10 protein-coding genes are annotated in these 14,769 nt (G+C 59.0%); 2 read left to right on the forward strand and 8 right to left on the reverse strand.

Features of this window, described 5'->3' with window-relative positions; translation table 11 throughout:
* Positions 1-20: 20 nt before the first annotated feature.
* The 4 genes from BCM02_RS04190 to BCM02_RS04205 all read right to left on the reverse strand — a co-directional run bounded on the left by BCM02_RS04190 (position 21) and on the right by BCM02_RS04205 (position 7,632).
* Positions 21-1,067, reverse strand: a complete 1,047-nt coding sequence (locus tag BCM02_RS04190) for a LacI family DNA-binding transcriptional regulator (protein ID WP_148927761.1) — start codon at positions 1,065-1,067, stop codon at positions 21-23.
* A 224-nt stretch (positions 1,068-1,291) separates the two neighbouring features.
* Positions 1,292-3,088 (reverse strand): ABC transporter ATP-binding protein, encoded by a 1,797-nt coding sequence (locus BCM02_RS04195; protein ID WP_148927762.1) that lies wholly within the window; start codon positions 3,086-3,088, stop codon positions 1,292-1,294.
* Positions 3,085-4,305 carry an AGE family epimerase/isomerase gene (locus BCM02_RS04200; protein WP_148927763.1) on the reverse strand — a complete coding sequence of 407 codons (1,221 nt, stop codon included), beginning with the start codon at positions 4,303-4,305 and terminating at the stop codon, positions 3,085-3,087. The genes BCM02_RS04195 and BCM02_RS04200 overlap by 4 nt, the downstream gene beginning before the upstream one ends.
* A gap of 228 nt (positions 4,306-4,533) precedes the next feature.
* Positions 4,534-7,632 carry an alpha-amylase family protein gene (locus BCM02_RS04205; protein WP_148927764.1) on the reverse strand — a complete coding sequence of 1,033 codons (3,099 nt, stop codon included), beginning with the start codon at positions 7,630-7,632 and terminating at the stop codon, positions 4,534-4,536.
* Positions 7,633-7,731: 99 nt separating this feature from the next.
* Here BCM02_RS04205 and BCM02_RS04210 point away from each other — a divergent pair, with 99 nt between their 5' ends.
* Positions 7,732-8,754, forward strand: a complete 1,023-nt coding sequence (locus BCM02_RS04210) for a LacI family DNA-binding transcriptional regulator (protein ID WP_148927765.1) — start codon at positions 7,732-7,734, stop codon at positions 8,752-8,754.
* 531 nt (positions 8,755-9,285) lie between these two features.
* On the opposite strand, the gene BCM02_RS04215 is transcribed toward BCM02_RS04210, so the two are convergent.
* The 4 genes from BCM02_RS04215 to BCM02_RS04230 form a co-directional block, all read right to left on the reverse strand.
* Positions 9,286-10,044: a response regulator transcription factor gene (locus BCM02_RS04215; RefSeq protein ID WP_148927766.1), complete on the reverse strand. Its 759-nt coding sequence runs from the start codon at positions 10,042-10,044 to the stop codon at positions 9,286-9,288.
* An 81-nt stretch (positions 10,045-10,125) separates the two neighbouring features.
* Positions 10,126-10,956, reverse strand: coding sequence for a carbohydrate ABC transporter permease (locus BCM02_RS04220; RefSeq protein ID WP_148927767.1), 831 nt, complete (start codon positions 10,954-10,956; stop codon positions 10,126-10,128).
* A gap of 1 nt (position 10,957) precedes the next feature.
* Positions 10,958-11,845, reverse strand: a complete 888-nt coding sequence (locus tag BCM02_RS04225) for a carbohydrate ABC transporter permease (RefSeq protein ID WP_148927768.1) — start codon at positions 11,843-11,845, stop codon at positions 10,958-10,960.
* Between the two features lie 116 nt (positions 11,846-11,961).
* The gene (locus BCM02_RS04230; RefSeq protein ID WP_148927769.1) at positions 11,962-13,314 is read right to left on the reverse strand and encodes an ABC transporter substrate-binding protein; all 1,353 of its coding nucleotides are present in this window, start codon (positions 13,312-13,314) and stop codon (positions 11,962-11,964) included.
* Positions 13,315-13,606: 292 nt separating this feature from the next.
* Here BCM02_RS04230 and BCM02_RS04235 point away from each other — a divergent pair, with 292 nt between their 5' ends.
* Positions 13,607-14,620 carry a glycoside hydrolase family 113 gene (locus BCM02_RS04235; RefSeq protein ID WP_425466141.1) on the forward strand — a complete coding sequence of 338 codons (1,014 nt, stop codon included), beginning with the start codon at positions 13,607-13,609 and terminating at the stop codon, positions 14,618-14,620.
* Positions 14,621-14,769: the final 149 nt, after the last annotated feature.

The raw sequence follows: 14,769 nt of genomic DNA on the forward strand, positions 1-14,769 counted from the left end.
ACCCCTCTCGTATTGGAAATTCACTGCATGCTTCTAAGCGTTGCGCCAGGAATAAAAGGTCCGTTGATGAGCAGCTTCTCGCAGGGACGCGCCGGGTCGCGGAGCCGGCTCAGCAGCACTTCGACCGCCCGCTTGCCCATGAGCTCGTTCGGCACCTCGATCGTGCTGATCGCCGGAAGATCCGCATTGCCCGGCGTATGATCGAATCCCGTGACGGAGACGTCTTCCGGCACGCGGACGCCTTGCTCGCGCAGCGCGCGAATGACAAGCTCGGCATGGGAATCGTTCGCGCAGACGAACAGCGACGGCCAGCGCTTGCGGCCTTTCATTCGGGAGAGCTCGGCTTCGATCGCGCCGTGCGCGTCGTCCCCCAGCCGAAGCAGCGGATCGTCCGCGGACGGAAGCGGCAGCGCCTCCTCTTCCAGCGCGATCCGAAAGCCGAGCAGGCGGTCATGAAAGCTGCGGGAATAAGCGGCGTCGCCGACGAAGCGCATATCCGCATGCCCCATCCGCACGGCCCGCTTCGCGAGCTGCCGCATGCAATCGTAATTGTTCATGAACACCGTATCGGTCGGCACGTCCTCGTCCTCATGGTCGATCAAGACGGCGGGAATCCCGGTCGCGCGAATTTCCCCGAGCAGCGAACCCGCGATATAACCGATTCCGATCAGGCCGAGCACGCCATCCGGATTAATGCTATTCATGAGGCGCTCCGAACTGCTCTCGGTGACCATCATGACGCCGATGTCCCTGGCGTTCAGTTCGGCCAGTACGCCATCGATGATCCGCCCCCAATAGGAGGACTCCCTGCTTTGGAACCTAACGTTAGGCATAAGGATGATGATCGTGCCGGCGAGCTCTCCTGCGCGCTTCTCCAGGCTATCTTTCATTTCCGCTTTCTTGCGGTTCATCTTGATCGTCTTGCGGTAGCCAAGCCGCTCGGCCGCCTCCGCGATCCGGCTGCGCGTCTCTTCCGCGACGCCCGGCTTACCCGAGAGGGCTTGCGACACGGCGAATTTGGATACGCCGACCTGACGCGCGATTTGTTCCATCGTTACCTTCTTCAACCTTACCAACTCCGGTCTGTGCGATATGTATGGCTTCGTTCTTGTTATCCTAAATATACTAGAATGTTAGGTGCATAACAATGCCGCGAGATCATAACGAATCGCGTAAATTAGCCGGAACGGCGGTTGCGGTACAATACGGCTGGCAGAAGCCCAGCTTAAAGCAGCCCGCGCCTTCGTATGGCGGAGCTGCTCGTCGCGATGGGAATAACGCGCGAATAACGTTAGGCTTGCAGCTGCTTCAATTCGTAGAACGCGCCGCGGACGTCGATCAGCTCCTCGTACGTGCCGACCTCCTCGATCCGCCCGTTGTTCATGACGACGATCCGGTCGGCATCGCGGATGGTGGACAGCCGATGGGCGACGATGAACGTCGTCCGGTCTTTGATCAGCTCCTGCATCGCTTGCTGGACGACATGCTCCGAAATATTGTCCAGCGCCGAAGTCGCTTCATCGAGCAAAATGATGCGCGGCTCCCGGATCATCGCCCTGGCGATCGCGATCCGCTGGCGCTGGCCGCCTGACAGCTTGCCGCCGTGCTCGCCGATCATCGTATCCAGCCCTTGCGGCATCCCGTCGATGACGTCACGCAGATTCGCCAGCTCGATGACGCGCCGCAGCTTCTCCTCCGGCACCTGGTCCAGCCCGTACGTGATATTGTCGCGAATGGTGCCCGAGAAGAGCACCGTCGACTGCGGGACGACGGCGAGATTATGCCGGTAGCTGCGCATATCCAGCTCGTCGAACGGGACGCCGTCCACCTTCACCGTGCCCGAGGTCGGCCGATAGAAGCCGATCGCCAAGTTCAGCACGGTCGATTTGCCGGCGCCCGAGGCGCCGACGAACGCGATCGTCTCTCCCGCCCTCACCCGCAGACTGAAGTCCTCCAGCACATGCTTGTCGGTATCGCCATAACTGAACTGGACGCGATCGAATTCGATATCGCCTTTCACGGCATCGCAAGGCTTCGTTCCCTTGTAAGCCTCCGTATCCGTGGAGAGCAGCACCTCCGAGACGGAATGGATCGATTCCAGCCCTTTGGCGATCTGCGGGTAGACGACGATGATCTGGTTCACCGCCATTAGAATCGAAGAGAAGAATCCTTGATACATGACGACGTCGCCGACGCCGATCACGCCCTGTCCGGCCTGCCAGCAGCTGAAGCCGAGGCAGAGCATCTGGAACAGCGTGAACGTCACCCAGCTGGACGATCCGAACCACGCTTCCATGACGTCCAGCTTATACCCTTTGGACTTGATGCTGCGCAGCGTCCGGTCCATCTTATGGATCGCGGTCTCTTCCAGTCCGTGCGCCCGCGTAACGGGAATCATCTCCACCGTCTCCGCCACCTGTCCGGACATCTGCTCCACTTCCTTGCGGAATTCGCGGTTGCCCAGCTGAATGCGACGGCGGAACGCGAAGACGATCAGGACGGCGAACGGGATGACGAGCACGAAGAACGATGCGATCGTCAAGCTTGTCGTCAAGGTGATCGCGAGCGCCACGACGACGTTCAGCACCGCCGGCACGAACGCGTACATCATTTGCTTGGACATCGTCTCGATCGCCTCGACGTCGCGCAGCACCTTGGACTGCATGCGGCCGGATTTCATGTCGCTGTGATAGGACATGGATAACCGCTGCAGCTTGCGGATCAGCGTGCCGCGCAGCGCCGCTTCGATGTGTCGGGAAGCCCGGCTCATGAAACTGACGTGAGCGATCTGAGTCGGAATGTTCTGCGCGATGACGACCGAGACGATCGCCAGATCGATCCATAGCCAGCCGAACCCTTGCATGTTCGGATCGCTTAGGTGGTTGATCATGTCCGCCGTAATAATCGGGATGACCCACACGGGCGAATGCTTAATCAGGAAAAAGAACGCCGACAGCGCCAGGTTTAGACGCTGGCCGCGGTAAAGCGCGAGCAGCGCCCTTAGCGCCCTGCCTTGCTTGATGTGCCCTTGTTCGAACAGCTGCTCGACGTCAAGCGGCTGCGTGTCGATGGAGGATGCGGTGTTCATGGCGCGGTCGCATGCTCCCTCGCGTCATGCTCCAGCCGTTCGAGCATCTCCAGACAAGCGCGTCCGTTATGATAAGGGCATTTCCACGGATTGGCCTTGACCTTCGAGAGCGGCTCGCCGTTCTCCGTGACGCTCCAATACCACTCCCCGTATTGCTTGTCGACCAGGAATTCGCGAATGAAGCGCCAGGACTGAACCGCGGCTTCCCGGTACCGGCGCTCGCCCGTCAGCTGATAGGCGTTGTAGAACCCGACCATCGCTTCCGCCTGCGGCCACCAATCCTTGTTCCGGTCGATCAACCCTTCCGGGGTGCCTTCGTTCCATAGTCCGCCGTCCGCGTCGACGCCTTCCTTCAAGGTCGCGTCCGCCATCTGAATCGCGGCTATCTCCGCTCGTTCGATCAAGTCCGCCTCGCCCAACACGCTCGCCGCTTCCGCAATCAGCCAGCTGCCTTCGATGTCATGGCCGTACGAGATATGGGCGGACTGAACGTTCCACGCGTCGTCGAAGAACAAGTGAAAGTGTCCGTTCGCATCATTAACGATGCGGTCCAACGTCAGTTCGATGACGGCCGCGAGCTTCTGCGCAAGCTCCGCCTCCGGCCATACGCGGTACAAGTTCGTGTAAGCTTCCATGATGTGGAGGTGATTGTTCATCGTCTTGTCGGCCTTCACGCCGTGATGGCTTAAGCTGTAATCCTCGAACCGGTCCCAATCGCGCGCGAGCGCCTCGAAGTAACCGCCATGCAACGGGTCGAAGGCATAGCGTTCCATATGACGAAAAATATCGACGCCTAGGTCAAGCGCCTCCCGGCTGCCTGTCGCGCGGACGTATTCCGATAACGCGTATACCGCGAACGCTTGGCCGTACACCTGCTTCTTCTCGTCTACCGGCACGCCGAACGCGTCGATCATCCAGTACATGCCGCCGTGCTTCGCGTCCGCGAACTTCTCCGTCAAATAGCCGTATGCGCGCTCGGCCAACCCACGATACCGCTCGTCGCCCGTCGTCCGGTAAGCGGAAGCGAACGTCCACAGCAACCGCGTGTTCAACACCAGACTGCGGTGCGCCGCCGGATTCGGCGTGCCGTCTTCCGCGATTTCGCCGTGGAATCCTCCCTTATCCGCGTCGACCGCATGCGTCATCCAAAAGTTTAAAATTCCGTTCTTCCATTCCTGCTCGATCTCTTCTTGCCATGCCGCTATAGTCAAGCTCATATAGAACGTCCCCTCTCCCCTGTTCGTTCGCTCATGCTGTTAACCCGCGCTGTCATTCGGTTGCCCGCCAGACGGATGAAATCGACTCGCCTTGCGGAAACCGTTATCACGCTCAGGTCTAGAAGCGTGGCGAAAACCCGTGTCCTTCGTTCGGTCTTGGCCTACCACTCGCTGTTGCAGGCACCATACCGACTCTCAGGCCGCTTCTTAGCCACGTCTTTTGGCTAGCTAGGTCAGTTGGCTGTGCATCGTCTGCACGCGGACGTCGTCCGGACGGCAGACCGCCGTAATTTCGCCTTTCGCGTCCGCGAAGAACAACACGCTGCGCTCGCGTTCCAGCTTGAAGGCGTAGCTTACGCCCGTCGCCGGATCGCCGACCTCGATGTCCGCATCGCTGCCCAGCTCCGAGACGAAGACGAACAAGCTGCCTTCGTCGAACGCAAGCTTGCGTCCGTACACGCCCGGCAGTTCGCCGCCTTGGCGCCACGTTAACTCCGTGCTGATCTCCGCCTTCGCCAACGCTTGCTCGTACACCGCTAGAATGACGTCCTTGCGCTCGTTCAGCTCGATCGGCAGCGGACACCAGACGACCGTGCCGCGTCCGACCTGAATCGTAACCAGCTTCGCCGCTCCGGTATCGCCTGCCGGCACTTCCTTGTTCGTATCGGCGATCCGCTGGCCGCCGAAGGATACCGGATAGAGGCGGCCGTCCAGGTCGAGCAGCTCTTCTCGGCGAATGTTGACGACTTCCGTCTCGCCGAGCACGTTAGCCAGCCGCTTGTTCACGCCCCAATAGGCATCCAAGCTAACCGGTCCCGTCAGAATCAGCGTGCCGCCCTTCTCCGTAATCCGCTCGAGCAGCTGCGTCATGGCTTCGTCGCGGAAGTTGTGCGCGCTCGGCACGATGATCAGCGGCACGCGCTCGTCGCCAAGCCGATCCAGCTGGTACTCGCCGATGCCGCGAACCGGCAGTTTCATATCGTACGCGAGCAGACGGACGAGGCGGCTCGTCGCGTCATACGCGAGCCTGCGATTGCCCAGATCGTTGGAGTACGGGAAGACGACCGCGATCTCCTCCAGCTTGCGGCCTTCGAACAGACCGCCTACCTGCTTCATGAACGCGCCGAAATCGTAGGAGACGTCCGCCTCCGGTTTCTCCGTGCCGTCCGCGCGCAGCGCGCCGATGTTCGACTCGTTCACGTTGTTCATATAGAAGTTCGTGTTCCATACCCATTGCACCGCGCCTGCTCCGCCCGTCGCGAACGCGTAGGCGTACTTGCGCTCCAGAATGTTCCGGAGTTCCTCTTCGCTCCGTTTGGCCTTGCCGTCCGCCGTCTCTACGTACATAATGCCGGTCTCCTGCACGAGGTTCGGCTTCTGCGGATCCTTCGTGAAGACGCCGTCCCAGACGAGATTGTCCATCTCCCACCACGTATGCACGGTCGTGTAGTCGACCGCTTCGGCGTAGAAGAACGGCGTAGGCCGCTGCGACGGAAGCCCTTCGTCCTGACCGACCGTGACGAGCTGGTTCGGCACGATCCGCTTGATGGAGGCGGTCAGCTCGGATGCCCAGACGTTATGCATATCCATGGAGAAGAGGCAATAGTCGAGCCAGCGAAGTCCCCGCTTCATGCCGCCGACGTCCTGCACGCTGAAGTTGATGTCGGTCGGTTCCGGCGCGACCGCGGACTCGAAGTCCGGCAGCTCGGACGGCGTCATGTTCCACCGCTCCTGGAGCGCTTCGATCGTGCCGTGCCGTTGGCGCAGCCAGGCGAAGAAGCGAGCCTTCTCGAACGGATCGCGCGCCGAGCGCGGTCCTTGGAACAGCCGCTTCGGATCGAACATCGTCGGCTCGTTGATGAGATCCCACTGCACGTTCCTGGACTCCGTATGGCGGGAGACGACCGAGGCGATGAACCGCTTCTGGGCCTCGACGCTGCGCGGGTCAAGGTACGGATTCGCGCCTTCCCACGCTTCCGGCGTGAAAGAGAAGAAGTTGAAGGTCAGCTCCAGCCCGTGACGGGCCGCCGTCAGAATGAACGCGTCGATCGCCCGCAGCGTCTCCTCCGTCGTATGACCGTCGACGAACGCGAAGTTCCGCCATGCCGTCCAGATGCCCGTGCGAATCAGATTGATGCCCGCCTTCTCCATCTGCCCCATATCGCGGTTCCAGGCGGACACGTTCGGCAGGAACAGGAATTTTCGCGCCACGTCCGAAGTCATATACGTCATGCCGACGATCGGCATCGGCTTGCCGTTCTTCACGAAATAATCGCGTCCGCAGCGCAGCGATTCTCCGCTCGCGAGCAGCTCGCGGTCCATTCCCCAGAACCCTTGGCGGAGCGTCCGGCGCTCGCCGTCGCTAGCGGTCAGCGCGCAGACGACCTCGTACAGCCCCGCTTCCGCGGCGATCGGGAGCGCGGTACGCAAGAAGCCGATATCATTCGACGTCTTCAGGTCGCCTTCTCCGCTCCACACTTCCGCGCCTTCGCGCAGTACGCTCAGCGCGTAACGCCACGAGCGCGAGTCGGCGCGGCGGATCGTCTGATACTGCATCGACAACACCGGCTTCTCGCCCGGTTCGTAGCTCGCGTAATTCGGTTTCACCCAAGCCTCCGTTACCGGCCGTCCGGCGAATGTCGCCCAAGACCGCAGCGCCTGAGCGCCGCCGCTGCGCCAGAACGTCTCGTTCACCTTCTGGTTGATCAACACCCAACGCCCGCCGGCGTAATCGCCTTTCGTATGCTCCAGCAGCACGGCCGGCGCCGCCACCTCGCGCCCGTCCTTCGAGATGCCCTTTAGCAGCGGATAAATATGCGCGTCCATCGGGCCGCTCGAGCCGAGCTGGTCCGGGTGGTCGTCGCTGCGCGTGACGTGGAGGATCAGTCCGTACGTGTCCTCGATGCCGAACAGGGATTCATGCGAGGCGAACAACGGGAGATCCGGGTTGTGAGCCAGCGAAGCGATCGGATCGCGCTTGACGCGAAGCGTCTCGTGGATCAACAGCTGCGCGTGGTAAGCGGTCTGTTCGCGTTCGGCCTTCCAGCTCCCTTCTTCGTCGTTCACCGGAATCTTGAACGGCGCTCCGCCCGTATGAAGCAGTCCTTTGCCTTGGCGCAAATAGCTTAGAATCGCGCTCCAAGCCGACTTCGGGAAATACGGTCCGTGCAAATGAACGAGACATTCGCCTTCATCGCCGGCAAGCGCCTCGGCCAGCTCGTTCGCGTTCACGATGCGGAATGCGTCGTTCAGCTGCTCGAGCGTCTCGGCCGCTAGCGGCTGACCCGGGTATGGGAATGTTTCGTCATAAAATAATATCGGCTTCATTGGATGAGTCTCCTTGTTAGGTATGTTTGGTTCGTGTTATGATTTTCTCAGTCAATTTAAGCGTAATGTTAGTAATCGTCAAGAGGAGAATCCGAACTTATGGCCAAAATATCGATGCAAACCATTGCGGATCATCTCGGTTTGTCCAAGTATTCCGTGTCCCAGGCATTATCTGGCAAGCCTGGCGTCAGCGAGGAAACCCGGCAGCGCGTTTGGGCCGCAGCCAAAACGTTAGGTTATCGTTTGGGTAAATCAGACAGTGAATTGGCAGCGGCCGCAACGCCGGCGTCCTATATTCTGATCTGGATCGATGAACGCCAAGCGCAGGATCCGGCTTATTGGGGACGCGTCCTGTCCGGCATATCCGCGGGCGCGAGCGCCTTGGGCTGGCATTACGTTATGACCTCCGGCAGCGGCGGCAACTCCGGGCGTCCCTCCTTCCCCCATTACCTGGACGAAGGGCTATGTCTCGGCCATCTGATCGTCGGCCGAATGCCGACGGCATCGGTCGCCTCCATCTATCAGATGGGGCAGCCGGTCGTGCTGATCGATCACCGCGACCCGTTGATCGAAGCCGATTCGGTGTTCAACGACAATGCGGAGAGCGGCGCCCGGCTGGTCCGCCACCTTGCGCAAGCCGGCCGCCGTTCGCTGCTGTTCGTCGGCGACGATTCGTTCGCCGTCAGCTTCCGCGACCGGTGGACGGGATGCCGGCAGGCCGTGGAGGAATTAGGCGGACGAACATCGGGCTGCGTGCTACGGAAGCTGACGATCCGCTACAAGGAGACCGGGTGGCAGGATAATCTGGGGCGCAAAGCGGAGCAGCTGCTCGCCGAGCATGACATCGACGCCATCGTCTGCGCCAACGACCACATCGCGCTGGAGCTGATCCAGCTATTGAAGAAACGCGGCGTCGACATCCCGGGACGGTGCGCGGTCGCCGGCTTCGATAATATCGAACAGGCCGCCTACTTCGACCCGCCCCTGACGACGATTGAGCTGGCGAAGGAAGTGCTCGGCTACCGCGGCGTCGAGCAGCTCGCCCGCCGACGCGAGAACCCCGGCGCGCTCGCGGAACGGATCGCGCTGTCCTCCAGGCTGGTCGTGCGGCAGTCCGGATAGACGGGACGAAAGGGCTCCGCCCTTTTAACCCGACATTTATTGCTTCCTCCCCCTTCCCCTCCGCTGCAATGCTGTCAGGTTAAGAGGGCTTCGCCCTTTTAACCCGAGTTTTGTAGCTCCCTCCTCCCACCTCCTCCGCCGAGGAGGCTCCACAGCCTATGCTTCCGAAGTGCGCTTTCCGTTGGAAAGCGTTCAGGGCTTTGCCCAAGCGTATGCTTCCGAAGTGCGCTTTCCGTTGGAAAGCGTTCAGGGCTTTGCCCAAGCGTATGCTTCCGAAGTGCGTTTTCCTTTGAAAACGCTCAGGACTCCCTATTTCGTGCTGACATGTTTGTTCGCGGTCGGCGGGAAGGATTGAGTGTGGCACGCTTTTATCCTGGCGGACAAAGCTTCAGTGGGTTTTGAAATCAGTCCTCAGACATAAGCCTGTCATATATGGGGGCTTCACCAAAACGACCAGAAGGCTCGCGGCTCAAGGCCGCGAGCCTTCTTAGGTTCGACTTCCTTGCCCTCGCCTCTGCCTGGCGCGGACGCTTACGTATGATGCTTCTCCTTATACTCCTTCGGCGTCATGCCGAATGTCCGCTTGAACAGCTTGTTGAAGTAGACCGGATCGAAATAGCCGACCAGCTGCGAAATTTCGTAATTGCGCAAATGCGGGTGATCGGTCAAAAACTGCTTCGCCTTCTCCATCCGCAAGCCGATGACGTAATCGGTCAGCGTGAGCCCCGTTCGGCTGCGGAACAACCGGCTGATGTAACTGGCGCTCATTCCGACCGCCTTGGCCAGCTGCTCGAGCTCGAAATTTTTGTTGTATTCCGCATGCAAGATTCGCTTGAGCTCTTCGACCGCATAGTGGTCCCGCTCCTCGCCTTCCGCAAGCCCATCCTCCGCCTCCGGCGCGCCCGACTCGGCGGCCGTGCCTTGATTGACGGACGCGAGCAGCTCGTGCAGCTGCGCCGTATCGACCGGCTTCAGCAAATAGTCCTTCACGCCATGGCGCATCGCCAGTCTGGCATATTCGAATTCCCCGTAGCCGCTCAGCACGGCGATCGGCAGGTCGCGCCGCGCTTCCCGCACCTGCTCGATCAGCTTCAAGCCGTCCATCATCGGCATTTTAATATCCGTTATGAGCAAATCCAGCGCGCCCGGGGCCAAGTTAAGCACGTGCGTCAGCGCGTCCCTCCCGTTCGCATGGGAGCCGACGACGTTGATCGGCAAGCTCATTCTCGACATGATTTTGGCCAGTCCCAGCCGGATGAATTCCTCGTCGTCCACAATGATGATGTTCAAGCCATAACGCCGCCCTTCCGCCGAACCTGTCTATGTCCCACCAGTGTGCCGCATCGGCGGGGAAGTTGCAAGTCCCGCCTCTTATTTGACCGCGCCGTTGGTTACCCCCGCGAAAATGTACCGCTGCAAGAACAAGTAGAGCAGCGCCGTCGGAATCATGATGATTAAGAGCGCCGCGGACACCATCTGCCAATCGCCGCTGTTATTGCCGAAGAAGCGCATGAGCGACGTGGACACGACCACCTTCTCGGGACTTGGCAAGTACAAGAGCGGCACGAAAAAGTCGTTGTAGATCCCGATGACCTTCAAGATCGCGATCGTCGCCGTCGCCGGCACGAGCAGCGGGAAGATGATCGTCGTGAAGATTTTAAGCAGCGACGCGCCTTCGATCATCGCGCTCTCGTCCAGCTCGTACGGGATGTTCCGGATAAATTGGAGATAGATGAAAATCATGAGCACGTCGGCGCCGACGTACAGCAGCACCGGTCCGCCGAGATGATCGTGCAGGCCGAGGCTTTGAATCGTCTTGAAGTTGACGACCTGCGTCGTAATGCCCGGGATAATCGTCGCGAACATGAAGAGGCCGATGATCAAACCGCTGCCTTTGAATTTGAACCGGCCGACCGCGTAACAGAACGCCGAGCCGAGCGTGAGGTTCAAGACGAGCGTGCAGACGATGATGATCAGTTGATTGCCGAACGCCGACGTCATGTCCGCGGCTTGATAGGCTTGGCCGAAGTTGCTGAAATTCAGGAAGCTGTCCGGCAGCGACGTCGCCGGCTTCAGATTGAATTCATCGCGTGTCTTGAAAGCGTTCGCCACGATAATATACGGCGGGTAGAGCACGCCGAATACCGCGACGAGCAGGGAGAGATATTTGACCGTCGTCCAGATCGGAGTTCGTCTTTCCATGTTAGTCTTGGCCTCCCCGGTTCAGAAGATAACGTTGTATCGAAAGGAGCACGACGACGAATGCGAGCAGCACGACGCTCATCGCCGACGCCAGTCCGTAATCGTTGAACTGGAACGCCGTCTCCACGATTTTCATGACAAAGGTTTCGCTTGCGCCCGCCGGTCCGCCCTTCGTGACGATGTACGGCAGATCGAATACTTCGAGCGCGCCGGTCACGGTGAGGAACAGATTAAGCTCGATGATCTTATACAGATTCGGCAGCGTAATATGAAGGAACGATTTCCAGCCCCCCGCTCCGTCGATCGCCGCCGCTTCGTAAATATCCGACGGAATCGCCTGCAGCGCGGCCAGATAGACGACCATGTTGAAGCCCATGAACCGCCAGAAACCGATCGAAGCCAGCGTGTAATTAATCATGCTTTCGTTGCCGAGCCAGCTCGTATCGCTGGCGAAGCCCAGATGGCCAATCAGGAAATTAAGCGAGCCTTGCGTCGTATCGAATACGTAGCTGAACAAATACGCGACCGCGACGCCGTTCAGAATATACGGCAGGAACAGCATGAGCCGGAAGAAGTTCCGCCCTCGCAGCTTGCCGTTCAGGATGACCGCGAAATAAATCGCGACGATGTTCTGCACGATGCCGACCGCGAAATAAGCGAAGTTGTTTTTGAAAACGCCGAAAATTTCGGGATTGCTGAACACTTCCTTGTAGTTATCCCAGCCGATATAGTCCGAAGTCGGACTCATTCCGTCCCAATTCGTGAAGCTGAGGCGAACGAGTTCTAGCGCGGGATAATACGCGAACGTGAGAAGCAGCAGTACCGGTATGGCGACGAACGCGATAATGATGATTTTTTTCTGCGTGGAAAAGTTTAATCTGCCCAGCATGTCTTCCCCTCCCTCCGATTCCTGGCGCCTGACAAGGGAGGCAAGGTCAGCATGCGCCCGGAAGCGCGCGTCCTTGCCCGATTGATTAGCCCCCGTCAAGCTTCTCGTCTATTGTTCTATTGAATCTTCTTTCTCGCTTTCGCCCATTGCTCGTTCGCTTTGTCGATGACTTTGATCGGATCCTTCGACAGCACGAATTCCTGCACGAGCGCTTCTTGATCGATCTTCGCCTCGTTCTGGATTTGGGTCGCTTTGTCGCTGCCCGCCACCGCTTCGACGAATGTCGGGTTATAGCCCTTGAACTCGGCCAGCTGCGCGAGTCCGGATGGTTTGTTCTTCAGCGTCGGGATGAAGCCCGCGAAGTCCTCGTAACCGGATTCCTCGATCATCCAGTGAATGAACGCTTTGGCCGCCGCCGTGTTGCCGTCTTTGCTGGCCGCGTAGAAGTAGTCGGAGCCGAGCGGCGCCTTCGGCGTGCCGGAATTGTCGGCCGGGAACGGGAAGAAACCGACGTCTTCGGATTTGGCGCCTGCGCCGATGACTTGATTGATGACCCAGTTGCCAAGGCCGTACATCGCGAACTTACCGGTCGCGATATCCTTCTTCGATTGCTCCCAGTTCGTGGAGTTGACGTCTTTCTCAAGGAAACCTTTGGCGTACATTTCGCGGATGATGCTCCACGATTGGAAGTATGTGCTGTCTTGCGCGTAAGGCGTATCCGTCTCGGCGCGCATATTGGCGACGTCCGGCTTGCCGGAGATGATCGACACGACGTCGTTGGACCAGGCGCCGAGCGGCCATTTGTCCTTGAAGTTCGAAGCGAACGGCACGATGCCGGCGTCCTTCAGCTTCTGGCTTGCCTCGTAGAACTCGTCGAGCGTCTTCGGCACTTCCGCGATACCGGCTTTGGCGAACGCCTGCTTGTTGTACACGATGCCGAACGTGTTGCCCCCGGTGGAGACGCCGTAGCTTTTGCCCTCGAACGACTTCAGATCCTTGAAGTTAAGCTCGTCCGAGAACGAGATGTCATCGAGCGGCGCGAAATATTTCGGGAAGTCCGCGTTCGGGATCGCGTCGGCGATCAGCACGACATCCGGGTATTTGCCCGAGGCGATGCGCACTTTGAGCTGCGCGTTGTAATCGTTGGCGATCGACTCGAATTTGAGATCCACGCCCGGGTACTTCGCTTCGAATTTCTTTTCGTAATCGTTGTATTCCTTGTCGATCATGTCGGTCCGGTTTGTAAGGAACGTGACTTCGCCTTTCACTTCGGAGTTGGCAGCGCCTTCATTGGTCGCCGTGGCATCCCCTTCGGCATTGCCTCCGGCACCCGCGTTTGCATTGGCATTCGTACCGGCGTTGCCGCTTTCTGCTGCTTCTCCGTTATTCCCGCCGTTATTGCCGCCCGAGCAGGCCGACAACGAAAGCATAGCGACAAGCGTCATCGCGAGTAGTGCGGATTTTCTCATTTTCCATTCCCCCTGGTATATTGGTATCGCTTTCATCAAGCACATGGTTAGTGTATCTCACTACCAAACGCGAGAAAATGGTCTGAATTGTTATTTATAGTCTTACTTTTACCTTTGCTAAAAAAATGATAATTTTTGCCTAACTCGACCATAAAACTCATTTTTAACCGTTTTCATTTTGAGATACCCCCTAAAATAATAGAGATAAACAAAACAAATTGACCTTTTGTTATTCAATTGTTATGATCAGGGGCAAATGATTCATTATCATACTAGAGTGAGGCGATATCCGATGAGCACGAATGAACAGTATGGCAGGAAAGATCCGCTTAGTCTGAAAGACGAATACTTCGCGGGCATGACGTGGGGATGGACAGGCGTCCGCGGAACGTGGGTCGCATCGGAAGCGGAACGGTCGATGGAGGCGATGGCCGAGCGGCTCGGCGTCAATTGGACCGCCATCTCGTTCGGAGCGCTGCAGGACCATCCGCAGGCGACCGAAATCAAGTTCGCGGAAGAGCCGACGGTGACGGACGACGAAGTACGCGGCGCGATTCGCAAAGCGCAGTCGCTCGGGCTGAAGGTCGTGCTGAAGCCGGTCGTCAATTGCCGGAACGGCACGTGGCGCGCGCACATCAATTTCTTCGACATCGACGTGCCGTGCGAGCCGAAGTGGTCGGATTGGTTCGCCTCTTATACCCGCTTCATCCTTCATTACGCGCGCATCGCCGAAGAGACGGGCACCGACATGCTCTGCATCGGCTGCGAGATGGTGCAGACCGACCGCCGCGAGCGGGAATGGCGGCAGCTGATCGCGGACGTTCGCGGCGTCTATTCCGGCCCGATTACGTACAACTGCGACAAATATCAGGAAAATCAGGTCGCTTGGTGGGATGCCGTCGACGTCATCTCCTCGAGCGGCTACTACCCGATCGACGATTGGGAGGCGCAGCTGGACCGGATCGAGCCGATCGTGCGCGCGTTCGGCAAGCCTTTCTTCTTCATGGAGGCCGGCTGTCCGAGCCGCGAAGGCTCCCCTTATGTCCCGAACGACTGGGGTCTGGAAGGCGCGCCGAGCGAGCAAGCCCAGGCCGACTGGTACGATGCCGCGTTCGCGGCCTGCGACGCCCGCCCGTGGGTACAGGGGTTCATGTTGTGGGACTGGCCGCCGAAGCTGTACGCGCCCGAGGATGCCGCCGGCAATGACGATTATTGCATGTTCGCGAAGAAGGCCGAACCGATCGTGCGCGATTATTACGCCAAGCGATTGCGGGAAGCCGCGTCCAGCCAAACGGCTGAGCAGTAATGCTTGCTAAGCCATAGCCAAACGGCATTCATTCTATGCAAAATCGACAATACAACAAAAGCCGACTTCGGATTTCCCGAAGTCGGCTTTTGTTCTTTGAAGATCTAGCTGCCGCAACCCTATGATCACATGCTAACAGCCGCTTATCC

Origin of the sequence: Paenibacillus methanolicus, from assembly GCF_008124765.1 — a bacterium.
Lineage (GTDB): Bacteria > Bacillota > Bacilli > Paenibacillales > Paenibacillaceae > Paenibacillus_Z > Paenibacillus_Z methanolicus.